The following is a 24,692-nucleotide window of genomic DNA, read 5'->3' as shown; positions in this document are numbered from 1 at the left end:
GGCGTCGCTGTGAAGGTCTGGGGTCTGCCAGCAGGGCTGGGTGTGCTGCGTGCGACACGCGTGGAGCAACACTCCCTCGAAACGCCAATCCTTTCCGGCACGGTGCAAAACGTGGCGCCCGGGAGATTCACGATCGGGGGACTGACCATCGACACCAGGGCAGCGACAACCGAAGCGGGCGCTCTGACCTCGGGTGTCAATGTGCGAGTTCGCGCAGACTCGCAGCCTTCGTCTGGGCTGCTAAAAGCCAAGTTGGTTGAGCTTTGGTACCCGTTGTCGCTCACCAACGGCGCGCGACGGCAACTCGGCGGGGTGGTGACGGACTATGCGGGGGCAAACTTCTTCCGCGTCCTCGGCATTCCGGTGGATGCTTCTTCGGCCAAGGTCTCGGGTGGAGCGTTGTCCTCGCTTGGCAATGGTGTGGAGGTTGACGTTGCGGGGACCGTTTCCAACGGAATCCTGCTGGTCACCAAGATCAAGGTCAAGAAGGCACCGGGGAGCGGCGGCAACAGCGACGCGTTCCAGGTGATCGGTTCCATTGGCGCATTCAAGTCGTCTTCGGACTTCAAGGTGAAGGGACAGGCCGTGGACGCAACTCAGGCAGAGTTCACCAATGGGACCGAAGCGAACCTGCGCAACGGAACTAAGGTGACGATCACAGGCGCTCGAATCGCCAACGATGTCTTGGCGGCGACGCACGTCGTCTTCGATTGAGGGGCATCGTCGCTTGGGTGTCGGCCATGACGGGCGCTGCCGCATTCAGGAGGCTGTGCCGCCCATAGGCGTCCGAAACGACTCTTCGCCGATTAGCAGTTCATTTGTGGCGAACGGGTTTTGCGCCGCGCCCGGAGCGTGCCGTGTCATAGCTTTCGAAGGTACTCTCGCACCTTCTCCGCCGAGTCGCCCACCGCGGCCACAGCCTCCTTCAACTGCTGTTCGGCCACGTCTGCCATCGTTCTCGCCACGAGAGATTGGCTGACGCGGCTGATCCAGCCCAGGGCCTGAAGATGCTCAACCCATGGCAGACGATTCGCATAAGGCACATCGGCGCGACACAGGGCCGCTTCGTCAAGCTCGGTACGACCGTGGACATTTCGAAGCAGTCGTCTGGTCATGCCTTCTATCCCGATGATTTGGAGGGTGCTGCTGGCGGGGCCGCGTTCTCGACCGCGGCGTCTTCGAAGTAGGTGTAGATCCCGACCCGGATGCGCCCCGAAGCCGTCTTGTCCGCGGCCTCGTACGCGCGTCTCATCTCGCGCGTGAGCTCGTCATGAAGGCCGCCCCAGCGTTCGCGAGCGAGTTGATGAATGCGCTCGCATTCCTCGAGCGAGATGCCGGCCGCGAACACCGATCGCTCGAGCAGGGGAGGCCTCTCGCCAATGGTGTTCGCCACGCCCGCCAACAGGTGATCACGCGAGTTGTCGCCGAGGAACGAGAGCATCCCTTTCAGGTCGCTCGCCGGCACGAAGCCGGCGACGGCGAGTTGGGTCGTGCCATTGCGCTCTGTCGCCATGTGGAGACGCACCAGTTCATCAAGAATGACCCGGTGGTGCACGTTGCCTCGGCTGGCGCGCCGCGCGACGCTCTCGAAGGACGGCACCGATTCGTCCTCGGACACGATGGGCAGCGAGCGGTGGGCTGGGTTGTCCGAGAACATCTGAAGCCACAACGTCAAGGTTTTGGCCTCCGCCGACATCTCCGTTTGGGGCAATGAAGCCACCTCTTCACGCACCATCGTCGTCACGGCCTTGCGGTTCAGGCCGGTGGTCACCGACAACTGGCTGATATTGGGCGCGGTGCCTTTGTCGACCCACGCGCGACGTGCTTCGTCGACCAGGATGTCGCGGAGCACTTCCTCCAGCTGCGCATGCTTGACGCCAAAGGCAAGGGCGAGCCGGACCAATGGACGCAGCACGCGCGCGCAGGCCTCGGTGACCCACGCGAGCTGCCCTTCTCTGCCCCGCGCCATGCGTTGCCGCACTGCGCCGAGGGCCGGATCATGCTTGGCGTTCTTCGATCCAGTGTGTTTCGGGGCCATGGAGTCTGTTGGCGAACTCTGTGGCCTGGGCCAGCTTCGCGCGGTTGTGTGGAAGGTCCGGAATCCACAAGCTGAGTCGATCGTCCGATGTTGAATCATGAACGATTTCTGAACGGCGCAACCGGATCTCGATAAGTACTCGCAAGGCCTTGCTCACCGCGAAGCTCCTGACTTGATGGCGGCGATGTTAACCACCGGTTACCAGTGGGACAGCCACATCAGACGCTGTCTTACATCCCGTTGGCGATCACTATAAGACAAGAGTACTACCGATGTGAAAGTTTCACATTTATCTTCTCTTGGGAGACTTCGATGGCAATACCCGCGCTGCAGAGCACGAACGCAGTTATTCGACGAGCGAGGTCTTTTGGGATTCTCGGACTCCGGCGGAGGTACACGGCGCCGCGAGTGCCGCTTCCCCCGCGGTCAATGAGCGCCCGAAACGCTTGGGTTGCAGCAGTGCATGCGAGATGTGTGAACACGCGGGCCGTCGGCAGGGCTCGGGTCCTGTGGCCTTGCATCGGCGTGCCGACTTCGTTGAATCGTACGGCTCTGCTCATTCAGGCAGAGCGTCTATGAACGCCGCCATCCGCGAAGCCGGGGGCACGCAGCGGGCTGTCGCTTTCGGAAGCCTCGTCGATCTGGCGAGGCTGCAGGTGGGTAGACCTTCCGCGCAAATCTGCGATGCCTGCAACACCATCAACATGGGGTCGGCGCACTCTTGCAAGTGCTGCTCGTACAAGCTGCCGGCGTTCTGTGCGCCCACCAAGGACAACACGAAAGGCGAGCGCGGCACGCTGCTGCCCTGGCACTCGCTGGTCAAGCCGGACCGGGCGTCCGCGATGGACTTCGTGGCCTTCGCGGTGGTGATCAATTTGCTGGTGCTGATCACCGCATCCATACCGATCCACTGAGTTGCCGCCCGCGGGGAATCGCCATGACGAAGTTCTGCGAGTCATGCCACACAGCCAACAGGGACCGAGCACGGTACTGCCGGGGCTGCGCAGGCAGGTTCAGTGGAATTCGCACGGCAGCGAATGTCCCCGCGGGGTCCTTTTCTGAAGAAAGGGCACCGAGAGCCGCCGCGAGGGTGCCCAGGGTTGCGCTGCCCGTTGCGTTGGCGGCGGCCGCGCACATGCCGGCGCCGGTGGCGAACAATCTGTTCGTCGTATCGCGCAGCACCGAGAGGGGGGAGCTCGCCAGGCAGCAGGTCTTCCCTGGCGGCCTCGACGTGCCGGTCGTGCTGTTGCTGATGGCCGTCTTCCTGTCGATTGCCGCCTTCGTGTTCTGGTACTGGAACCGCACGGTCGAGCGCAGCCCGGCTCCAACTCGCGAGGCGGCAGCGATCCATTGGCGACAGGCTGATTCGCCGGGGGCGTCGCGTCCGGAGCCGGTGCCGGACACACGGCCACCGGTCGCCTCAGTCGCGCCAGTCGCGGTCGCACCGATCGTCAAACAGCCCGTGGAGCCGGCATCTCCGCCGCAGGAGCCGCGGCCTCAAGCGCAGGCCGTAGCGTCTTCGCCCGCCGATCCGGCGGTCGCGGCGTCGGAAACGAAAGCCCCCCAGGCCGAACAGCTGTTGAATGCACCACAAGCCGAGGCGTCACGAATTCCGGATGCACAGCCTCCGCAAGCACCGACCCGGCAAGCGATGGCAGAACCCCATCGGGCTCGCGCCGCGACGCGTGACAGGATCGCGGCGAGGACCGTCGCCGTGCCACGCGCCATCTCGCTCAGCCGCCAAAAGGCAATGCAGCCCGTCGTCGCCGATGTCCGGTCCGCCATCCGGACGGAACAGCCGCGCGTCGAGAGCTCTGCACCGGTAGTGCGCTCGACCGCGCCGGTCCAGCGCGGCGCAACTCGCACGGCGGCCAGTATGACGCGCTGTGATCGGGACAACCCCTTCGGCGAAGCGATCTGTGTCAGTGCTCCGGTGGCCGGGCCACAAGCGGCGAATCCGTCTACCGCTGCAGTTTCGAGTGCACCCAGCCGAGCCGTGAGTGGAAGTGCGGCGTCCAAGGGCTCGATCCCGGTCGGCGCGTTCGCATTTGCCAACAGCGCAGCCGATCCAGGCGGTAGCGGCTCCGGCGCCGGGTCGAGCGGCGGTGCAGGCGTAGTCGGTGCTAGTGCTAGTGGCGCTGCTGGAGCTGGAGCTGGTGCTGGTGCCGGTGCCGGTGGTGGTGCCGGCGGGGGCGGTGGACCTGGTGGTGGCCCAGGAGGTGGCCCAGGAGGTGGTGGTCCCGGCGGTGGTGGGCCTGGCGGTGGGCCCGGCCGTTGAGGCCGTGCGATTTCTTTGCCTCCTCTGCGATCTCTTCAAGGGCTGATCATGCTGCATCCACTTCAACCCGACACGCGAGGCGATGGGCCAAGCAGGGTGTATCTACTCGGCTTTCACGCGGAAACCCTCCCTGAGCCTTTTTGTCTGACAGCTTCACAACGCGCGTTCAAACGCTGCGTGGACATCGTCGGAGCGTTGAGCTTCTTCGTGTTCCTTGGGCCGCTCTACCTGCTCGTTGGCGCCGCTGTGCTCGTTGGAACGGGTGGGCAAGTGCACTATTGGCAGACCCGCCTGGGTCAGGGCGGCCGCCCCTTTCGTTGCTACAAGTTTCGGTCGATGGTGAAGGGAGCGGACCAAGTCCTCGAGCGTCATTTGGAGAATGACCCGGCGGCGCGAGTTCGGTGGGACAAGTTCCAAAAGTTGGACAACGATCCACGCATCACGCGTGTCGGCCGCGTGATCAGAAGATTGAGCCTCGATGAACTGCCGCAGTTCTTCAACGTACTGAAGGGCGACATGAGCCTGGTCGGTCCTCGTCCTTGCATGGTCCGCCAGCGCAACCTTTACGGTCGCGGTTGGAGCTACTACTGCCACATGCGACCGGGCATCACCGGCCTGTGGCAGGTTAGCGGCCGCAATCGCCTCTCCTACGCTGATCGCGTTGCCCTCGACACTCTTTATGTGGCGGAGTGGTCATTGCGATTAGACGCAGAAATTCTCGCGCGCACTCTCTGGGTGGTCCTGAGCGGCGATGGGTCGTCCTGACTCAAATAGTCAAAGAGTCGTCTTTCGTCTCCAAAGGGCAGTAGGTAGTCTCAGCGGCTCGCCTGGATTCTTGAAAGGCCGGGCTCGAGCCGCTGTTCAAGACCCTTCGAGATCGCTCTCTGGTGTCGGCGTATTCAACAAAGCGCGCAGGCTTCAGGCGCCGTGAACCCTTCGCCGATGCCAATCAGATGATGGAGGCAAAAGAATAAATTAGCGCCGCCCATCCTAGGCCGGCGAGGCAGCACAACACGCAGATTGCTGTGTCGAGACTTTTCATAGCCGCTACAGGATACTGCCGCGTCCCATGGGGCGTCCCAAGCCGCACTACGGGCATAAGCCAGGCCCAAGGACCGGCGTTGCCCGACATCGGCGGTCAGAGCAGCTTTCGCCAGGTTCGACCAACAGAGAGATCCCATCGCGATGACGTTGACGCCACGATGCGTCGCAGACGCCGATGCCGCCTCGGCTCAGGTGCCGACTTTCGCCCGCACGTCGATGACAACCTGATGCATAGGTATTTGGAGTCTTGAAACACCGACGCCTGCACCGGCCCTGTTGGTTCGTAGATTGCACGGCAATAGTTGCGGGACGCTGAGGCCGTTCAGAAAATCGAGACCGGGTCTGGCCTGGGCCAAGGCATCGACCGACGAGCACTAGTACCGAGCAATCGGAGGAAGAGGTGAATCTCGACAAGGCCAGTGCTGCCTTGAGTGTGGCACCGCTCGCACCGCCGGATTGGAGGATGGTGGTGCAATTGGAAGGTGGCCAGTTCACATCTGTGGTGAAACGGTCTGGAACGGTCATGTGCAGGCTGTCCGTGGTGCGTCCCGACGGCGACGCGAACGCCTGGGATGTCCAAGACTTGCAGAAGGAGAGAGGCCAGGCATCACATAGCCCCACGACACTTCCCTCTTAGATCTTGGTCTTCGTGCGCGAGGAAGCCCACTAGTTCAACGTGACCATGACGTGAGTTTCCGGTCCGCCGCGCATGACGTAGTTGACCGGATGCAGCGCCTCGCCTGGACCGCATGCGACTACTGAGTTCAACACGGGCGCGAGCGTTCCTGGCACCTTCTTCTCGAATGGCCCGACAGGCATGCACGCCGTGACGTTGACCACTCCGGAGTTCATCTCGTTTCTGTCTGTGTAGAACCGGTTGTGGACTGGGAAGGTTTCTGGCTTGTACGGGCCGTCCGCCGTGTCCTTGACGAAGATCGACAGATAGGATTCCCATCGATTTCCCACGTCGACGTTCATGCAGGCTCCCGGTCTCATGGTGTACCAGCCCTGGAGCTTCACATAGCACTGCGATCGCTGAAGCTCGCATCTCGCATCCGAATCGTCCGAATGCTCGTGGATTACGGCAAAGACGACGTCGGTCTGTCTTCCGTTGCATAGCTTGTTCGTTCCCGTTGCGCCAGCGTGCAACGCGACAGCAGAAAGCAGCAGGATGCCGAACGCGAGATGCACGATCGATTTCATTTTTCCCCCCTATAGGATGTTTGCGCGGATGACCTCAGAGGAAGTCGCTCTTCGCTGGTTGGCGAGGCTGTCCCATTTGACTAGAGCAACTCTGTGAGGCCACCAGCAGAGGATTCCAGAGCATCCGTCAACTGGCTTCACGCAGGCGTAGGAGGGCTCCGCGTCCTCACACCAGAGAAGATGCCCGCCAGCCGGGATGCTCCTGCCGTGAAGGTGACAAGCAGGTCCAATGCGTGAGAACTTCGTTGCCCTTAGGAATTTCAGGGCGCCCGGTAGTACTGTGTACGGCCAAAGAACGCTGCGTCCGAAGCGCGCGCGCACTGAACGCACGACGAGCAAAACTCGGCAGTTCACATCAGACCGTCCGGCATTTCGCGGCCATTGAATGGGAGCTTGGATGTTGCGCCTGCTCTCGATGGTTACCCAGTTCTTCATGCTTAGGCTTCCTTTGAAACCTCGCCGCGGTGATGAGTAGCCGTACCACGTGCCGCGAATCGCCGTCCATCTGTACGTCAGCCTGAAAAAGCACGGCACCCCCCCTGAATGGCGCTAGCCACCGACGGTCGAACGCAGCCCCATGCGGAAAGGAGATGCCAGAGGAATCTGGCCATACCTTGAGCAGGCCGATCTTGGCGTCTGGTTTGTTTGCCAGTCTTGCATCGCCGAGGAAGAGGGGCCTCCTTGGCGGAGGCTCTGCTCGGAAAAGCCTCGTGGTCGCCAGCAAGCCGGCTGCGACGGCGCGACTACATTTCGGGCGAAGGGCCGCTCAATGGATCGGCGGTCGCCTAAGCCCGTTGGGGGAGCGCATGTTGCCGTACCCTGCGCCGTGCCCGCACCAGCAGCGTGGCTGCGATGGTCATGTTGAGCAGGTTCCACGCAATGCCATTGACGAAGGCGGCGTGATAGCTGCCGGTGAGGTCGAAGACCTTGCCGGACATCCACCCTCCCAGCGCCATGCCCAGCAGCGTGCAGCCGATGATCGTGCCCACGCGGGCGCTGGCCTCGGCCGGCGGGAAATGCTCGCGCACAATGATGGCGTACGAGGGCACGATGCCGCCCTGGAAAAGCCCAAACATCGCCGACACCACGAACAGCGGCACCATCCCGTCGAAGGGCAGGAACAGGAAGAGCGCGACGCACTGCAGCACGGATCCGAGCAGCAGCGTGCGCAATCCGCCGATGCGGTCACAGATCGCGCCCGAGACCAGGCGGCTCAGGATCCCGCAGGCCAGCATCAACGACAGCATCTGCGCACCGCGCGCGGCGCCATAACCAAGGTCCGTGCAATACGCGACGATGTGCACCTGCGGCATCGCCATCGCCACGCAGCAGGCCACTCCCGCCACGCACAACATGCCCTGTGCGGCGCCGAGGTTCAGGCCGAAGGGCCGCAGGGTCGACATCGCAACCGGACCGCCTGCCGCGGCATGAGGCGCTGCGGCCATGACCGCTGCCGGCGGTCGTGCCCGCATGAAGAGCGCGAGCCCGGCCATCGCCAAGCCACAGAAAAGGCCCAGGCCCAGATAGGTCGCACGCCAGCCGGCCTGTTCCACGAACGTCTGGACGATCGGCGGCCAGACCGCGCCCGCCACGTAATTGCCGCTGGCGCACACTGCCACAGCCATGCCACGGCGCTTGACGAACCACAGCGAGGTATCGGCCACCAGCGGCGCAAAGACGGCTCCGCTGCCCAGCCCGACGAGCGCGCCCTGAACCAGCGAGAACGTCAGGATGCCGGTGGCGAAACTCGACGCGATGTAGCCGAGCCCCACGCACACGGCGCCGGCCAGCAGCGGCCACATCACGCCATATCTGTCCGCCAGCTTGCCCATGATCACGCCGCCCAAGCCGAAGCCGATCATCAGCAGCGTGTAAGGCAGGGAGGCCTCAGCCCGCGCCACGCCGAAGTCGGCCTGCACGGCAGAGAGCACCACCGACACCACGTACATGCCGCTGCTGCCCACCGTCATGATCAGAATGGTGACTGCCAGGCGCCACATCGCATAGCGCGAGTCGACCTGGTGCTGCAACGCAACTTTCATGACCACAACCCGCGCAAGTCGATCGGCAACATCGTCCCAGTATATGAACCCTGTGTGTGCGTCGGCGTATCCCGATTTCCACGACCATGGCGTCTGCGTTCGCGCGTCAGGCAAAGCGAGGCATAGCACCGGCAACTGGCTGCTGACGGCGCCGCGCATGGGCTGGTTTGCGAGTCTGCGTATGTACGGGCCGGCTGACGCGTGACTCAGCCAGACCCGGCGGCCGGCGTTACCGCCATGTGAACGCCCGCGATCCAGCTTCGACTCGTGTCGCCTGCGTGCTCGCGGTTGGGCAGCCTCACGCGGCGGTCATCGGCTCAATGACGGCCCGCACCTCGGTGACCTTGCTCGCCGGAAAGCCGCTCAACTCAGCATGTTCGTAGACTGACGACTCGTGATCGGCAAGGTAGACGCAGAAGGTCTTGTCTTCGACGACATAAGACTGAACCCACTGCACCTTGCCCGCCAGCTTCGCCAGGGCCGCATTGGAGGTTGTCGACGCCTCTTTGAGTTGCTGCCCATTCAACTGCCCCACGCCGGGCAGGTCGCGTTCGATCAGAAAGCGCTTCATGAGAACTCCTTGAAGAATGACCCACGGCAATGAAAGACCTCGCAGTCGCGCCGTGGGGGAGGCGACCGGCGGCATGCGTTGACGTCCAGCAGAACTACGTCTTCGCCGCTGTCAAATTCGTCTTGGGCAAGGGCGTTTCGATTGAGTGATCTTCATTGATCGCTACACAAGCTTCAAACGTTTTGTGTTGCGTTCACTTGAGCCACGCTCAAGCTAAGATGCAGCGATGACCGTCTCGGCCACTCTGCTCAATCAGCTACGCGCGTTCGAGGCCGTCGGGCGGCACGGCAGCTTCAAGCGCGCAGCGGATGAACTGAGCGTCACGCAGTCGGCCCTGAGCCATCAGGTCCGACATCTCGAGCAACACCTTGGCGTCGCGTTGCTGCTGCGACTGCACCGACGCATCGAGATGACCGAGGAGGGGCGACGGCTGTGCGCGGATTGCACCGCGGGGCTCCAGACTCTCGAGCGCGCAGTGCGGCAACTCACGCACACCGACGCAGAAAGTACGCTGACCGTCGGCGTGGCTCCATATTTTTCGGCTCGGTGGCTCACGCCCAGGCTGGGTCGCTGGTGGGCACGGCATCCGAACATCGACCTGCAGCTCCGTCACGCCTACCAGCCAGCAGATTTCCTGCACGACAAGGTCGACGCTGGCATCAGCTGGGGCCACGGCGACTGGGACGAAGCTGAAGTAAGGCCAGTGCTGACGGGTGAACTCGTCGCCGTATGCAGCCCCGCCTTGACGGGCTTGGACGCAATCGCCAAGGACATTGGGACATTGACCCGGCAACGGCTGATGTGCGAGTTCGATCGGCGCCATTGGGAACTCTGGTTCCGCAATGCTGGCCTCGTCATCACACGAAAGCTTGATGTCGTCGTGTTCGACGATTCTCACGCGTTGCGTCGCGCAGCGTTGGAGTGCCACGGCGTAGCTCTTTTCTTCCGCGGTCTGATCCAGGAGGATCTCGAGTCAGGGCAACTCGTTCAGATTCTCGATGTGAAGGTCGACCCTGGAAGCGCGTACTACTTTGTGCGTCCGAAGGGAAAGCCGGTCGGCCCCAAGCTTGCCGCGTTCCAGCGCTGGTTGATGGACGAAGTGAGGCGTGCGCCGTTCGCATAGCTGCGTAAGTCACTGCATTGGCGAGCCACCGCGGACCCGTCGCTTTCCCTGCAGGCGCCGCCTGTGCGTTACTTAGGGCACAGCCTGTGGTCCGGCGGCGCGATCGCGCTTTCCGTTGCGCTTGACGTAGGCCTTGTGGGTTTTGCTGAGCAGTGCCTTGACCGCGCCGCTTGGTCACGCCGTAGCCGATCTCCGAGCAGGTCACGGCCGAGATGGGGTCGAATTGTTGTCAGAACAGACGGATCGAGTCCGCAGCAGTAACGACGCGGCCTCAAGCCAGGTCGCAGCCCAGCGCGGCGGCGAACATCTTCCGGAGACCCTGTCGACCGGATTCGGCCACCGTCACGGCGCCGACGAAGCTCAGCGCCATGGACGGGCCCAAGTGCATCTCCGAGACGCGGTCCACCGGACTCAGCATCGGCTCGCGCGTCGCCTTGGCGTCAACGTCCCGTTCGCGAGGAAAGGCTCCTTGGGCCGGATCGTGGCCGCACTTGCGAGCCAGATGCCCCAACGTCACGAGACGCTTTTCCAGGACGCCCCGGGTTCTCCTTCTGGCGATCATCGCCGTTTCCCTGAGCGCGTAGCAAAACACCATTCGCTGCTCCCCAAGCGGCGCGCCGTCTCTCGTCAACGCGGGCGCACCAACTCCGCGACGCTCAGCAGGTTGACCGGCTGCACGAGAATGGCGCCGCTGCGGGGGCTGTCGATGTCGGCGATGAGCATGAACGCGATCGACATGACCAGCGGCAGTACGAGCAGCAGGGCGCGCTCCTCCTTCGGATCCTTCACGCCGTAGCCGACCAGCACATGGCAGAAGATCCCGATCGTCAGCATGAGGATCCACGCCGCGCTGGGAATCCGGTTCCACCAGGCGGCCTGGGTGTAGCCCTGCGCGTTCAGAACGTCGTTCATGCCCATCGCCACCAGGGCCATCGTCGGCGAGGGCGCCGCTGCGGCCGGCGCGGCGACCGCGGACCACAATGCCGCCTGCAACTGCGCGGTGCGGACGTTGATTTTCTTGAGTTCCTGCTCGTCGCGGGTCGTGTAGTACAGCAAGCGCTGATCGAAGTAGTCGGCCAGCAGGGCCCGAACCTTGGCGGCATCGGACCCGGGCAGCAGATCGGCCCGCAGGAATTCGGTGGCGATCGCGTTGGCCTCGGCCTCCTCGAGGCTCTTGCGCTGGTCGTAGCGGCTGACGGCCATCGAGAACGAGAACGCGATGATGAGCCCCAGCAGCGTCAGAGTGGCGGTCTGAATGACGCCGAAGTCGTCCCGGATGCTGTCCTTGGGCGGCCACCATCTCCTGAACAGCAGCGCGCCCGTCCAAACCGAGATCAGCAGAAGCAGGAAGGACAGCCCGAACACGGCCAGCGGGTAGTCCGTCACGCTGAGCATGGGCCCTCCATCGGGATCCGATCCCTCGCGGCCGCGGGCTCGTCGTCAGCCATGCGATTCGGCATAGGCGATCCCGTTGGCGTCTGCGGCAGCGGCCGTTCTCGCGTCGCCGGCGATGATGCGGCCGAGACCTGAAAGCACGCCGATGGCGGCGCACTCGCCGGTCGCGCACGAAGCGGCGGGCGCCCTGGACCTTGGGACGATCGAGCCGGCGGCCGAGCGCAGCCCCGCCAAGGCCTTGCGGACCAAGGCCGGCGGTTCGCCCACCGGGTCGGCGCGCTCCAGTCGATGCAGACGACGTCGGCGTCCGCGGGATTCAATCGTCGTTCCGTACGCACGGTCCATCGAGTTCGTTCAAACCACGAGGCAGCCATTCACAGGATCGGCGGCATCTGTGCCGCGGCAGCATAGAAAGTTGCGAGCGCTTGGACCATCCAACCAAAGTTGGATACATGGTTGGTCGCAGAGGCAGGGCGATCGCGCGCGTTCCTACGCCGATCGACGCCTTGGTGTTTGGCGACATCACCCAGGTCGTCGTGATGTGGTTGACTACCGAAAACGGAGAGCATCCAGTAGTTGGGGGTGTGCACTGCAAGAGGGCGCGCGAGAGCTTCTTGAGCATGATCGAGGATGGCCGCTTCGCTTGCCGATCCTGATCACGCTCGTCGTCGATCTCACCCGTGAGCTTGCAGCGCGCCGTCGGCAAGAATCACGTTGCCATGCCAGAGGAACTAGGCTCTGGAGAGCCGCCGACCGTTATCGGATCGACGTACTTGCAAGCTTCCTTCATTGGAGTGCGATGCAGGGCGATGGACCTCGTGTCGATTCGCGCGCAAGCCGGGGAGCGGACCTCGCCCAGACGCAGTGCGGATTCAAGCCTTCGCGTGAAGCTGGTCCCTTGCTTTTCCGCCCGGGCGCTTCCACAGTGGCGGGACACACGCCGATCAGGAGGCAAGCATGGAAACCGATGCACCCGAGGCTGGGCGCCCAGGCGAACGCCTGGACGAGGTCGTTGACCTGATTCGCGCCAAGGTCACCACGGACCAGGCGGATCTGCTCGCTGCGTTCGTTCGGCAGTACTTTGGCCAGGTGGACCCCGAAGACCTGGCCGACCGCCAGATCGCCGACCTGTATGGCGCCGCGCTGTCGCATTGGGGCTTCGCGCGCAAACGCGTGCCAGGACGCGCCCGGCTGCGCGTGTTCAACCCGACGATCGCGGAGCATGGCTGGCAATCGACGCACACCATCATCGAGATCGTCAATGACGACATGCCGTTCCTTGTCGATTCGGTGACGATGGAAGTCAATCGCCATGGACTCACCTTGCACCTGATCATCCATCCGCTGGTGGCAGTGATCCGCGACGGCCAAGGCACGCTGCGCGGTTTGGCGACTGAAACGCCCTCGCCCGACGCGCGCCGGGAATCGTTCATCCATGTCGAGGTGGACCGCGTGGCCGAAGCGGCTCGGCTCGAGACGCTGGCCGCCGACCTGACACGCGTGCTCGGCGACGTGCGGCTGGCCGTGGCCGACTGGAAGGCGATGAAGGAGCGCGTCCTGGACATCGTGCGAGCCCTCGACGAGCGCGCTCCGCCGCTCCCGCCGCAGGAACTCGCCGAGGGCCAGGCTTTCCTGCGCTGGCTGGCTGATGATCACTTCACATTCCTTGGGCACCGCAGCCACGAACTGGTGAAGGTCGACGGCGACGACGCGCTCAAGGTTGTGCCGGATTCGAGCCTCGGCATCCTGCGCGAGATGATCAAGGATCCGACCGCCGCCTTCGCGGCGCTGCCACCGGAGGTGCGCGCCAACGCACGCCGGCCCGAATTGCTCGTGGTCACCAAGTCGACCTCGCGCTCCACCGTGCACCGCCCCGGCTACCTCGACTACATCGCCGTCAAGCGCTTCGATGCCGACGGCCAGGTCTGCGGCGAAGACCGCTTCCTCGGCCTCTTCACCTCCACGGCGTACAGCGCCCGCTCGGCCGACATTCCCCTGCTGCGGCGCAAGGTGGCCGAAGTGATCGCGCGCGCCGGCCTCGCGAGCGGTAGCCACTCGGGCAAGGCGCTGGTCAACATTCTCGAGACCTATCCGCGCGACGAGCTGTTCCAGACCGGCACCAACGAGCTGCTGTCCACCTCCATGGGCATCCTCCACCTGGGAGAGCGCCAGCGCTTCCGCCTGTTCGTGCGGCGCGATCCGTTCGAGCGCTTCCTGGCGTGCATGCTCTACGCGCCCCGCGAGAACTACACGACCGAACTGCGCGAAAAGTGGCAGGCGATCCTGGTGCAGGCGTTCAACGGCACCAGTTCCGAGTTCAACGTGCACCTGTCGGAATCGGTCCTGGCCTTGATCCAGATCACTGTGCGCACCCGGCCCGGCAATATTCCGCCCTTCGACGTGCGCGAACTCGAGCAGCGCCTGGTTACCGCCGCCCGCCGCTGGGACGACGACCTGAAGTCGGCGCTGATCGAGGCAACCGGCGAAGCGCGCGGCAACGAGCTGCTGCGCCAACTCGGCGGTGCGTTCCCGGCCGGTTACCGTGACGAGTTCGCGGCGCGCGCCGCCGTGCACGACATCGAGCTGATGGAGCGGCTGAGCGACGTGAAACCGCTCGGCATGAACCTCTACCGGCCGCTCGAGGCGGCGCCGGGGACGCTGCGCTTCAAGGTGCTGCGGCGCGGCGAACCGCTCATCCTGTCGACCAGCCTGCCGATGCTGGAACACCTCGGCATGAAGGTGCTCGACGAGCACCCGTACCGGCTCGCACCACGAGGCGCGTCGCCGGTCTGGGTCCATGATTTCGGATTGCGCAGCGCTCTGGGCGATGCCGAGATCGAGATCGACGCGCTGCGCCCGGTGTTCGAGGAAGCGTTCGCCGCTGTCCTCGGCGGCCAAGTCGAGAACGACGACTTCAACCGCCTGGTGCCCGCAGCACGCCTGCCCGCGCACGAGATCGTCGTGCTTCGCGCTTACGCGAAGTACATGCGGCAGATCGGCTTCGCGTTGTCGCAGCCGTTCATGGAGAGCACGCTCGTGACGAACGCGTCCATTGCGCGCGCGCTGGTCGAGCTGTTCAAGCTGCGCTTCGATCCGGCGCAGGCCGCCGGCGCCGACACGCTGGCCAGCGAGAAGGTGCGCGAGATCGAAGCCGCGCTCGAGAACGTGGCCAACCTGTCGGAAGACCGAGTGCTGCGCCAATACCTCGCCCTGATCCTGGCCACCACGCGCACCAACTACTGGCGTCGCGATGCGGCGGGCCGGCAACGCGAATTCCTGTCGTTCAAGTTCGATTCCTCGAAGGTGCCCGATTTGCCGGCGCCGAAGCCGATGTTCGAGATCTTCGTGTACTCGACGCGCTTCGAGGGCGTGCATCTGCGCGGCGGCCGCGTCGCGCGCGGGGGACTGCGTTGGTCGGACCGGCCGGAAGACTTCCGCACCGAGGTGCTGGGCCTCGTGAAGGCGCAGATGGTCAAGAACACCGTGATCGTCCCGGTGGGCTCCAAAGGTGGCTTCGTGCTCAAGCGCGCACCTGCGGCGAGCGACCGCGACGCCTACCTGCGCGAAGGCGTGGCCTGCTACCAGGACTACCTGCGCGGCCTGCTCGACATCACGGACAACCGTGTCGGCGACACGCTCGTGCCGCCGCCGCAGGTAAAGCGCCACGATGACGACGATCCCTACCTCGTGGTCGCGGCCGACAAGGGCACTGCCACCTTCAGCGACTACGCCAACGGCATCAGCAAGGAATACGGCTTCTGGCTCGGCGACGCGTTTGCCTCCGGCGGCTCGGTAGGCTACGACCACAAGGCCATGGGCATCACGGCACGCGGCGCCTGGGAATCGGTGAAGCGCCACTTCCGCGAGATGGGCATCAACACGCAGACAACGGATTTCACGGTCGCCGGCATCGGCGACATGTCGGGCGACGTGTTCGGCAACGGCATGCTGCTATCGCCGCACATCCGGCTGCTTGCAGCATTCGACCATCGGCACATCTTTCTCGACCCGGATCCCGACGTGCCGAAGAGCTTTGCCGAGCGTGAGCGCCTGTTCAGGCTGCCGCGTTCATCATGGGCCGACTACGACGCGTCGCTGATCTCCGAGGGAGGCGGGATCCATGCACGCAGCGCCAAGTCGATCCCGATCACGCCGCAGGTGAAGCAGGCGCTCGACATCTCCGCCGATGCGCTCACGCCCACCGAGCTGGTCAACGCCATCCTCAAGGCCCCGGTCGACCTGATCTACAACGGCGGCATCGGCACCTACGTGAAGGCCGCGAGCGAGAGCCACGCGCAGGTGGGCGACCGTGCCAACGACGCCCTGCGCGTCAACGGCGGGGAGTTGCGCTGCAAGGTCCTCGCCGAGGGCGGCAACCTCGGCTGCACGCAATTGGGCCGGATCGAATTCGCGCGGGCGGGTGGGCGCATCAACACCGATGCGATCGACAACTCGGCCGGCGTGGACACTTCGGATCACGAGGTCAACATCAAGATCCTGGTCGGCCTGCCCATCACCGAAGGCGAGCTCACCGAGAAGCAACGCAATGCGCTGCTGCCGGAGATGACCGACGACGTGGCCGCGCTGGTGCTGCGCGACAACATCTTCCAGACGCAGGTGCTGTCGGTCACAGGGCGCATCGCGCCACAACTGCTCGATGCGCAGACCCGGTTCATGCAGTACCTCGAGAAGGCCGGGCGGTTGAATCGTGCGATCGAGTACCTGCCGTCCGACGAAGAACTGGCCGAGCGCCGCGCCCAAAGTCAGGGTCTGACCAGTCCCGAGCGCGCGGTGCTGCTGGCCTACAGCAAGATCTGGATCTACGACGAACTGCTGGCCTCGCCGCTGCCCGACGACCGCTGGGTCGCGACGGCGCTGGAGCGCTACTTCCCGAAGCTGCTGAGCGAGAAGTTCGCGGCCTACATGCCCAGGCATCCGCTGCGGCGCGAGATCATTGCCACGCACGTCACCAACAGCACCATCAACCGCGTCGGCAGCACCTTCGTGCATCGCCTGGTCGAGACCACTGGCGCCCGTGCGTTCGAGGTCGTGCGTGCCTACCTGATGAGCCGCGAGATCTTCGGCATGGTGCCGCTGTGGCTGTCCATCGAGGCGCTCGACAACCGCGTTGACGACGCCGTGCAATCGAGCCTGCTGATCGACACCAGCCGGCAACTGGAGCGCGGCACCAAGTGGTTCCTGCGCTCGCGGCGCCTGAACGAGGACATGGAATCGACCATCGCGCACTTCACGCCGAACGTCGAGGCGCTGTCGGCACGGCTGGCAGAACTGCTGGCCCCCGACGAGCGTGCCCGCGTCGACACCGCAGTCTCGCACTATGTGGCCGGCGGCGTGCCGCGCGAACTGGCCGAGCGCATCGTCACTTTCGACTCGTTGTACGCGACGCTCGACATCGCCGAGATCGCCGGCAGCGCCAGGTGGCCGGTGGCGCTCGTGGCGGCGATCTACTTCGACCTCGCGAACCGCCTCGGCATGCCGTGGCTGCGCGAGCGCATCGCGGCACTGCCCGGGGACCAGCACTGGCAGATGCTTGCGAAAGGCGCGATGCTCGACGACCTGTCGAGCCTGCAGCGTTCGATCACTGGCGCGGTGCTTGCCGGGGGCGGCGAAATCGAGTCGCCGGCGGCACTCGTCGAGGCATGGCACGCCACGAATGGCCGGGCGCTCGAACGCGCGGCAGAGTTGATGGGAGAGCTACGTGCGGTGCCGGCGCCTGATGCCTCGATGTTGTCTGTTGCATTGCGCGAACTGCGGGCATTGGCATAGTGTGCTCATGGCCGCACAGGCGCCACATGGGCGGGTGACAGCGGCCAGACGCCCCCTGAGAGCGATGCCATGAGCACTGCCCTCACCTCCCTTTCGCCGTCCGGCGCCGCAATCGCAGAGCGTCGCCTGCCGCGGAGCCGATGCCGGCGCCGCGGCGATACGAAAGGGACTGACGTCAGCGGTCATGCTCAACCTCAAATATTCAACGACGGAAAGAGGAGCGCTGGCGCCTGCGGGTGGCTGTGAAGGGCCAAATGCCAGTGAAGCCGCCTTTGCGGTTGCCGTCCCTCTCGGTCGCTGGCCGAACTTACGCTGTCAGGCCGTGCGACCAGTGAGTTCACGCGTTTCTCGCTCTGCCAGGAGCCCAGCACGGTCAGCATATTTCCTCGTTCTTTCAACGAGCCGCAATGTGCTCGTCGGACCGCTTGATTGGGTCGTCGAGTTTCCGCCAATACTCAGCTGCCCACTGAAGCTCAAGACCCGCCACGCCCGCGACCGCGTTGGTCCCATCCTCGATGGCTTCTCTGGCTCCTGCGCGTGCCGAAATGATGCGTGCATCCGGTCGCGATGGATCAGACGTAGCTTGCATGGAACTCGGAGTTGACGCGCTGGGCCTTCACACACCCCGACGCTCGGCGGCGCCCGGGCGCTCACTTCCTGCAGTCCCCGCCGACCGATACCGAACCGTCCTTGCATTCGGTCAAGATGCCGTCATTGCTGCGCCGGCGGCGGGGGATGAGGCGGGCGAGGGGGAAGTGGCCTCCGCTTCGTAGACGATCTTCCTGCTGCCACGTTCGCAGGTGCCGACGACCTTGCCGCTGACCGTGGCATCGGCCGTGAGGGTGGTGAGCGTGAAGCGCATCACGCCCGCGCCGCGAATCTTCGCGTCGATCTGGGCCATGAGGTCGTCGCAGTTGCTGGCGGCGTTCGCGGAACCCGTGCAGACCCATACGACGATAGAGAGCAGGGATGGCTTCAGCATCGGATGCTTGCCTCGAAGGAGCTGCTTGACTAGGACGGGCAGTGTAGCGCGGCGACCCCCTTCGCCACGTTTTGCGAGGATCTCCATTTCGTGATGTTGTCGTTCTTCGCGGCCGCGGTTGGCAGCTGACCTTCGGCGTGATCGCACAGTCGGGCGGGCTGCCAAGGCGAGTTTGGCGAACAGGCAGTCCCGGCGACGTTGCGATGCCCACCAGGCGAACGCCGCGCCGCAGACCATCTCCACCTCCGCCGAATCGATCGCGCTGTTGAAGGACCAGAAGAAGCGCGGCGGGGCCTTCGTCAGCCCGTTCATGCAGGCGATGGGCCTCGTCAAAGACCACGTGCCGAGCTGCGTGATCGCCGCCCGCGTCAAGCAGGCGCGCCAGGCGTTTGACAGCCCGGCGTCCTGAGGCCGAAGACCGCCGGTTGCAGGCGGCCGGCGTGCCGCGTCACTTTGTTACGTCGACGTCGCGCGTCTCGGGCAGCAGCGCCATCGCGATCAGGCTGATCACGCTGGTAGCGACGATGTACCAGGCCGGCGAAACCGGGTCGCCGGTGGCCGCCATCAGCCAGGTGACGACCAGTTGCGTCGTGCCGCCGAACACCGTGGCCGCGATCGCGTAGACCAGCGACAGCGTCGTGCTGCGGATGGCGATCGGGATCAGTTCCGGCACGACGACCAGGCTGGCGGCACCGCTCATCGCGGTCAGCAGGGCCAGAACGCCGACGACGACGAACAGCGTGCCGGCGGTGGGCGCGCTATGCAGCCAGACGAGCATCGGCACGATCGCGACCGCCAGCGCCACGCGCGGCAACAGCATCAGCGCCTTGCGGCCGTGGCGGTCGCACAGCCAGCCCGCGAGCAGCGAGCCACCGAAGGTCAGCAGGCCGGCCAGCAGCACCGAGCTCTGCGCGACCGCTGGCGGCAGCTTCAGCGCCTTGATCGCGTAGGTGGCCATGAAGTTGCCGATCTGGCTGGACACCACGGTGGCCATCATCATCAGCACGCCCAGCACGACCCAGCGCCGCTGTTGGCCGAAGACCTTGCCCACGATCTGCGCGGTGGACGCGCCTTCCTGATGGCCCAGCGTCTCGGGCAGGCTGCGGCGGATGTAGACCGCGATCGGCACCAGCACCAGGCTGAACAGGAACGGCAGCCGCCAGCCCCACGAGGCCAGATCCTGCGGCGACAGCGTGCTGGAGACGATCACGCCGAACAGCCCGCCGACCGCAACTGCCAGGCCCTGGCTGGCAAGTTGCCAGCTGGTATAGAAGGCGCGCTTTCCGGGTGGCGCCATCTCCAGCAGCAGCGCGGTCGCCGGGCCGACCTCGCCGCCCAGCGCCAGCCCCTGCAGCAGACGGCAGACGACCACGATGATCGGCGCGGCGATGCCGATCGTCGCGTAGCCGGGCGTTGCCGCGATGCCGAGCGTGCCCAGCGTGATCAGCACGACGGTCAGGATCAGCGCCGGTTTGCGCCCGACGCGGTCGGCGAAGGCGCCGATCAGCACGCTGCCCAGCGGGCGGGTGAAGAAGCCGACGCCGAAGGTGGCCACCGATGCCAGCAGCGAGCCGAACTCGCCGGCGACCGGGAAGAAGGTCTGGCCGATGTAGATCGCGAAATACGCGTACAGCACGAAGTCGTAGAACTCCAGCGCGTTGCCGGCGATCGCGGCGGCGACCGCCTTGCGCGAGATCGTGGGCTGCATCGGCGTAGTGTCGGCGCGCGGCGGCGCCGGGGGAACGAAACTGCCGGCCGAGCCGGCGGTCGAGGTGGTCATAACGGGGGCTCCGGTAAGTGAGTGGTCGGGTCGAGGGAACAAAGGGACGCCGTGCGGTGGCGTCAGACCGGCACGCGCTGCAGGCCGGCCAGCGCCTGGACGAAGGCCTCGCGGCCCTGGCGCCAGATGGCTGCCTTCCAGTCGGCGGCATCGGGATAGAACGCGGCCTTCAGCGCGGCGCGCGCGGCGGTGGTGCGGTTGGCGTCGGCTCCGCGCCTCCAGGTCCAGTGCTCGGCGCGCAGCGCCTGCTGCACCTGCTCGGCTGGCCAGGTGCCAAACTCCAGGCAGATATTGGTGTGCTGCGCCTGCGGGCATTCGTCGAACTGCGCGAACTGCACCGGCCCGGTCATCGGCACGCTGGACGAAGTGCCGGTGTGCACCGAGGTCAGTTCACCCCACCAGCGCTGCGCGCGCTCGAGGATGGGCGCGCCCTGATCGGGCGACGCGAAGATGCGCTCGCCGTGGCCGTACGGGCCCAGCCCGGTGTGGATGTCGATCGAGCCGATCTGCCGGCACTCGCGGCCGTGGCGGCGCAGGATCGCGCGCAGCGCGCGGTTGCTCCAGGTCGGCGCCTGGCCGCCGAAGAACATGCCGTCGGCATACGTGTACTGGCCCAGCGACACCGCGCGCTGCATGCCCTTGGGCCCGACGCGCTCGGCGTATGCCGCCAGCGCCGCCGCGTCGGCCGGCGTCGGCGGCCAGCCCTCGGGCAGCAGCAGGTCGTGAATCTCGCCGTACGCGGCGTTGACGGGCAGCGGCGCGTCGAAGTCGATGCAGTTGCGGTTGAGATCCACGTTCTCCTGGGTCACGCGGCGCGAGTGCGAGAAGCCCCAGGGGTTGACCGCGTGGATGTACAGGACCGCTGTGTCGCGCACCCGCTTGCCGGCGGCGCGCTCGGGCGAGCCCAGTTCCAGCAGGCCGGTCTGCACCGCGGAGCCGCAGTAGCCCTCCACGCCGTGCACGCCGCTGGTCACGATCAGCAGCCGTGCGGCATCGGCAGGGCCGTCGCGCACGACATCGATCGCGAGTTCCTCGCCGTCGGCACCGGCCAGGTCCAGCACGGTCGATTCGACGACCAGGTCGCGCCGGCAGGCGGCATCTCGGAATCGCTGCCGCGCCTGCGCGTAGCTGGAGGAGAACAGCGCGGCTGCATCGGCGATGTCGGCCGGCGCGTGGGACTCGGGGGTCGGGCGGCTGGGCGTTAGCGTGGCGAATGCGTTCATGGTGATGAGGAGGGGATTGGGAGTCGGTAGATCAGGAGGCAGGAATCAGGCGGCCAGCCGCCGCGCACGACGCGCGTGGCAGGCCTCGCCGAAGGCGGCGAAGATCGCGTGCGCCAATGGGCTGTTGCCGACTCGCATCTCTGGGTGCCACTGCACCGCGAGCGTGAAGCCGGGGGCGTCGGCGACCGTGAAGGCCTCGACCAAGCCGTCCGGCGCCACCGCCTCGATGCGCAGGCCCGGTGCCAGCCGGTCCACGCCCTGGTGATGCAGCGAGTTCACCGTCGCGCGCGTCGCACCGGCCAGGTTCGCCAGCAGGCCGCCGGGCGTGAGCGCGACCTCGTGCGCATCGTCGTACCAGCGCTCGACCGGGCGATCGTGGTCGCCTTCGCGATGGTCCAGCCGGCCTTCTTGCGCGTGGACCGCGCGCTCCAGCGTGCCGCCGAACGCGACGTTGAATTCCTGGAAGCCGCGGCACACCGCGAGCACCGGCACGCCGGCGGCCACCAGCGCCGGCAACAGCGGCAGCACGGTGTCGTCTCGGTCGGGGTCGGTCAGCGTGGCCGGCGGCAGCGGTTCGGCGCCGTAGCGCTCGGCCTGCACGTTGGTCGGTCCGCCTGTCAGCACCACGCCGTCGACCGCGGCGATCAGCGAGGCGGCGTCGATCGCCGCGCCGGCGGCCGGCAGCAGCAGCGGCAGGGCGCCGGCGGCCTGGTGCACCGCGCGCAGGTAGCTGTCGAACGCCTGGTGGATCGCGTGGCCGTGGAATTCACCCCGGTCGGAAGTGATCGCGACGACGGGGCGGACGGCGGTGGGTACGTGCAAGTTCATCGAACGGCCTTGTTGGGTTCCGGCATCTCCGTGATGCCACTGCCGCCAATGTAGGGAGCGGGATTAAATGCGTAAAGTGCATTTAAGTTGTCTAGATCCTGCAGTTAATGCATGATGGCGGACCTTCAGGCATATTCGATGAACACCCGCCAGTTGCGCCATTTGCTCGCAGTCATCGAGACGGGCTCGGTCAGCGCGGCCGCGGACCGGGTCCACCTGAGCCAGCCGGCGCTGTCGCGCAGCCTGCGGGCATTGGAGGACGAGTTGCGCGCGCCGCTGTTCGACCGCCTCGAGCGCCGCCTGGTGCCCACGCCGTTCGCGCAGGCCTACCTCGCCCGCGCGCGCCGCATCGTGTTCGAGGAGGCCGAGGGCGCGCGCGAACTGTCACTGATGCACTCCGGCCGCGCCGGCTCGCTGGCGCTGGGCATGGGTTCGGCGCTGGCGCGTGGCCTGCTCGGACGGCTGCTGGTCGAGCTGATGGCGGGTGCGCCGGGGCTGAGGCTGCGCACGCTGATCGAGACCACCGACCGCCTGCTCGACGCGCTACGCAACGAGACACTGGACTTCTTCGTCGGCGACGTGCGTGCCGCTGACACCGACAGCGAGCTGCAGGTCGAGCCGCTGTACGCCTGCCGCTTCGGCTGGTTCGCTCGCCAGGGCCATCCGCTGCAGGGGCGGCGCGCACTGGCGATTGCCGACGTGCTGCGCCATCCGTTGATCGCACCCGGCTTCATCGGGCCGGAGGACGAGCGCCGCTTCCTGCGCCGCTACGGCTTGACCGGCTCGATGCTCGACCGCTTCACGCTGCAGTGCGCCGATGGCAGCACGGTGAGCCAGGTCATGTTGGCGACCGACGCCGTGATGCCGGCGATCGAGCTGACGATGCTGGAGGAACTGCGCGCCGGCAGCGTGATTGCGCTGGATGTGCAGCCGGCGCTCGATGCTGAACTGATGCTGGGCATCGTGCAGCGCGCCGGCCGAACGCTCGCGCCAGCGGCGGCGCGGGCGTTCGATTTCGTGCGGCAATATCTGGTCGGGCTGGAGGCCGAGGCGACGCCGGCTGACGGGGCTGCCCGCTGAACAAGCGTGGCCGCGCCCGGCCATGAAGGGCCCGACCAGGTTGCAGCGGATTGAGGCGATGACGGTCAACGTCAGGAATGCCCTGACCGCCTTTTCGCGGCATTCGGAGGCGCCGTTGACACGCGGCACCGTCCTAGCCCCCGTTGCCAACAGCGATCCGACCACTGCGCGTATCCCAGATTTCCTTAACGATGTCGGCGAAGGTCAAGCTCCGAGGTGGAGCAGCCTGTCGTCAGGAAAAGCACGAGCGTCAGCTTTGAGCGGTCGCCGACGTTCGCCCAAATTCGATCGACGGCAACCAGTTTGGCTGCGACGGGCCGGCCCGAGCCCCCATATCGATGGCTAGCAGAGCAACGTTCGAACTTCGAGGGCACGGTCGCCGGTGGGCAAGCAGGAGCGATGACCGCAGTGCCTTGGGACCGGCAGTTGATACCAGTGTGCTTCGCTGTTGAGCGACCGGAGTCGCCCTCGCAGCGCGAATCACCCTGCGGCCGGGAAGGACGGCAAGCGCCGCGCAGCAGCCGTACGAAGGTCGCCGACGACAGGCAGGGGAGGGGCCCATCCTTGCCGATCGCGCTCGATGCGTGAGGGCCGCAATCAGTCTTGAAGCGGACTGCAACCGTCGAGCGGCCATCGGCCCAGGCCAAAGCTCTCGACCCGACAAATTCCAGACTCGAATCGAACGCGCCGCCCGCAATCGATTCCTGCCCTCGCATAAACGATCTGCCGGCGGCCATCTCGCATAGTTAGGATCACTCTCCACCCCACCTTAGGAGCGGCAGATGCCCAAAGGCTATTGGATCGCCCGCGTGGACGTCAGCGACCCCGAGCAATACAAGAGGTACGTGGCGGCCAACGCCGAACCGCTCAGGAAGTACGGCGCACATTTCCTGGTTCGCGCCGGACGCTCGGAGAGCCCCGAAGGCATCAGCCGCTCTCGGAACGTGGTGATCGAGTTCCCGAGCTACGAGGCGGCGCTCGAATGCTGGAAGTCGCCTGAATACCAGGCGGCCATCAAGCTGCGGACCTCGATCTCGACGGCCGACCTGCTGATCATCGAAGGCTACGACGCACCGCAGCCGGGCTGATCCAAGCAGCGGCCCTGCCAACGTCAGCAACTGCTTTGCGAACCTGCCGTACGGGCGAGCAGGACCGGAGTTCGAGCAACCACTCGATCCGACTTCACCTCCAGATCGACTGCACCAGGCGACTCATCTCGCGATCCCGCGGACATTGTGGTCTTTCGATTCTCAATCTTGTCAATGACAAGATGTCGTCGTAATATTGGCACCGTCAAGTTGGCAACGGATGCCACTTG

22 protein-coding genes are annotated in these 24,692 nt (G+C 65.5%); 9 read left to right on the top strand and 13 right to left on the bottom strand.

The annotated features are described in order from the left end of the window. The coding region (locus QTI24_RS25450; RefSeq protein WP_286604171.1) for a DUF5666 domain-containing protein at positions 1-714 on the top strand (714 nt) is incomplete at its 5' end. 146 nt (positions 715-860) lie between these two features. Here QTI24_RS25450 and QTI24_RS25445 read toward each other — a convergent pair. Further along, positions 861-1,115, bottom strand: a complete 255-nt coding sequence (locus tag QTI24_RS25445; protein WP_286604170.1) for a DUF3606 domain-containing protein — start codon at positions 1,113-1,115, stop codon at positions 861-863. Positions 1,116-1,120: 5 nt separating this feature from the next. Then, entirely contained in the window at positions 1,121-2,038 is a 918-nt protein-coding gene (locus tag QTI24_RS25440) for a DUF6502 family protein (protein ID WP_353506113.1), read from the bottom strand. 575 nt (positions 2,039-2,613) lie between these two features. Here QTI24_RS25440 and QTI24_RS25435 point away from each other — a divergent pair. Further along, on the top strand, positions 2,614-2,952 hold the full coding sequence (locus tag QTI24_RS25435) for a hypothetical protein (protein ID WP_286604169.1): 339 nt from the start codon (positions 2,614-2,616) through the stop codon (positions 2,950-2,952). Here the strand turns inward: QTI24_RS25435 and QTI24_RS25430 are convergent. Then, a complete protein-coding gene (locus QTI24_RS25430; RefSeq protein ID WP_286604168.1) occupies positions 2,927-3,442 on the bottom strand; it encodes a hypothetical protein in 516 nt (171 codons plus the stop codon). The genes QTI24_RS25435 and QTI24_RS25430 overlap by 26 nt on opposite strands. A 716-nt stretch (positions 3,443-4,158) precedes the next feature. On the opposite strand from QTI24_RS25430, the gene QTI24_RS25425 reads away from it, so the two are divergent. Both QTI24_RS25425 and QTI24_RS25420 read left to right on the top strand, forming a co-directional pair. Beyond that, positions 4,159-4,362 (top strand): hypothetical protein, encoded by a 204-nt coding sequence (locus QTI24_RS25425; RefSeq protein WP_286604167.1) that lies wholly within the window; start codon positions 4,159-4,161, stop codon positions 4,360-4,362. Positions 4,363-4,364: 2 nt separating this feature from the next. Continuing rightward, a complete protein-coding gene (locus QTI24_RS25420) occupies positions 4,365-5,081 on the top strand; it encodes a sugar transferase (RefSeq protein ID WP_503011308.1) in 717 nt (238 codons plus the stop codon). Between the two features lie 945 nt (positions 5,082-6,026). Here the strand turns inward: QTI24_RS25420 and QTI24_RS25415 are convergent. The 3 genes from QTI24_RS25415 to QTI24_RS25405 form a co-directional block, all read right to left on the bottom strand. Beyond that, on the bottom strand, positions 6,027-6,563 hold the full coding sequence (locus QTI24_RS25415; RefSeq protein WP_286604164.1) for a hypothetical protein: 537 nt from the start codon (positions 6,561-6,563) through the stop codon (positions 6,027-6,029). 785 nt (positions 6,564-7,348) lie between these two features. Beyond that, positions 7,349-8,605, bottom strand: coding sequence for an MFS transporter (locus QTI24_RS25410; RefSeq protein WP_286604162.1), 1,257 nt, complete (start codon positions 8,603-8,605; stop codon positions 7,349-7,351). 298 nt (positions 8,606-8,903) lie between these two features. Next, positions 8,904-9,176 (bottom strand): DUF4242 domain-containing protein, encoded by a 273-nt coding sequence (locus QTI24_RS25405; RefSeq protein ID WP_286604161.1) that lies wholly within the window; start codon positions 9,174-9,176, stop codon positions 8,904-8,906. A 226-nt stretch (positions 9,177-9,402) separates the two neighbouring features. Here QTI24_RS25405 and QTI24_RS25400 point away from each other — a divergent pair, with 226 nt between their 5' ends. Next, entirely contained in the window at positions 9,403-10,299 is an 897-nt protein-coding gene (locus QTI24_RS25400; RefSeq protein WP_286604159.1) for a LysR substrate-binding domain-containing protein, read from the top strand. A 271-nt stretch (positions 10,300-10,570) separates the two neighbouring features. Here the strand turns inward: QTI24_RS25400 and QTI24_RS25395 are convergent, their stop codons facing one another. The 3 genes from QTI24_RS25395 to QTI24_RS25385 form a co-directional block, all read right to left on the bottom strand. Then, positions 10,571-10,861, bottom strand: coding sequence for a hypothetical protein (locus QTI24_RS25395; protein ID WP_286604158.1), 291 nt, complete (start codon positions 10,859-10,861; stop codon positions 10,571-10,573). Positions 10,862-10,926: 65 nt separating this feature from the next. Then, positions 10,927-11,694 carry a bestrophin-like domain gene (locus QTI24_RS25390; RefSeq protein WP_286604156.1) on the bottom strand — a complete coding sequence of 256 codons (768 nt, stop codon included), beginning with the start codon at positions 11,692-11,694 and terminating at the stop codon, positions 10,927-10,929. 45 nt (positions 11,695-11,739) lie between these two features. Next, the gene (locus QTI24_RS25385; protein WP_286604155.1) at positions 11,740-12,039 is read right to left on the bottom strand and encodes a hypothetical protein; all 300 of its coding nucleotides are present in this window, start codon (positions 12,037-12,039) and stop codon (positions 11,740-11,742) included. A 612-nt stretch (positions 12,040-12,651) separates the two neighbouring features. On the opposite strand from QTI24_RS25385, the gene QTI24_RS25380 reads away from it, so the two are divergent. Then, positions 12,652-17,481, top strand: coding sequence for an NAD-glutamate dehydrogenase (locus tag QTI24_RS25380; RefSeq protein WP_286604154.1), 4,830 nt, complete (start codon positions 12,652-12,654; stop codon positions 17,479-17,481). Between the two features lie 700 nt (positions 17,482-18,181). Here the strand turns inward: QTI24_RS25380 and QTI24_RS25375 are convergent. Then, on the bottom strand, positions 18,182-18,463 hold the full coding sequence (locus QTI24_RS25375) for a DUF1161 domain-containing protein (RefSeq protein ID WP_286604153.1): 282 nt from the start codon (positions 18,461-18,463) through the stop codon (positions 18,182-18,184). Positions 18,464-18,581: 118 nt separating this feature from the next. Here QTI24_RS25375 and QTI24_RS25370 point away from each other — a divergent pair, with 118 nt between their 5' ends. Further along, a complete protein-coding gene (locus tag QTI24_RS25370; RefSeq protein ID WP_503011307.1) occupies positions 18,582-18,872 on the top strand; it encodes a DNA-3-methyladenine glycosylase I in 291 nt (96 codons plus the stop codon). A gap of 39 nt (positions 18,873-18,911) precedes the next feature. Here QTI24_RS25370 and QTI24_RS25365 read toward each other — a convergent pair whose 3' ends face one another. The 3 genes from QTI24_RS25365 to QTI24_RS25355 form a co-directional block, all read right to left on the bottom strand. Continuing rightward, positions 18,912-20,243 carry an MFS transporter gene (locus QTI24_RS25365; protein WP_286604152.1) on the bottom strand — a complete coding sequence of 444 codons (1,332 nt, stop codon included), beginning with the start codon at positions 20,241-20,243 and terminating at the stop codon, positions 18,912-18,914. Positions 20,244-20,305: 62 nt separating this feature from the next. Continuing rightward, positions 20,306-21,403: a M14 family metallopeptidase gene (locus tag QTI24_RS25360; RefSeq protein WP_503011309.1), complete on the bottom strand. Its 1,098-nt coding sequence runs from the start codon at positions 21,401-21,403 to the stop codon at positions 20,306-20,308. A gap of 108 nt (positions 21,404-21,511) precedes the next feature. Then, complete coding sequence (locus QTI24_RS25355) at positions 21,512-22,294, bottom strand: gamma-glutamyl-gamma-aminobutyrate hydrolase family protein (RefSeq protein ID WP_286604149.1); 783 nt, start codon at positions 22,292-22,294, stop codon at positions 21,512-21,514. Positions 22,295-22,432: 138 nt separating this feature from the next. On the opposite strand from QTI24_RS25355, the gene QTI24_RS25350 reads away from it, so the two are divergent. Together QTI24_RS25350 and QTI24_RS25345 are read left to right on the top strand one after the other, a co-directional pair. Continuing rightward, positions 22,433-23,374, top strand: coding sequence for a LysR family transcriptional regulator (locus tag QTI24_RS25350; protein ID WP_286604148.1), 942 nt, complete (start codon positions 22,433-22,435; stop codon positions 23,372-23,374). Positions 23,375-24,156: 782 nt separating this feature from the next. Further along, the gene (locus QTI24_RS25345; RefSeq protein WP_286604147.1) at positions 24,157-24,462 is read left to right on the top strand and encodes a DUF1330 domain-containing protein; all 306 of its coding nucleotides are present in this window, start codon (positions 24,157-24,159) and stop codon (positions 24,460-24,462) included. The last annotated feature ends 230 nt before the right edge of the window (positions 24,463-24,692 follow it).

It is taken from the genome of Variovorax sp. J22P240, from assembly GCF_030316855.1.
Classification (GTDB): domain Bacteria; phylum Pseudomonadota; class Gammaproteobacteria; order Burkholderiales; family Burkholderiaceae_C; genus Variovorax.
The sequence above is the reverse complement of the archived record's forward strand: the minus strand, read 5'-3'. Positions and strand labels throughout refer to the sequence as shown.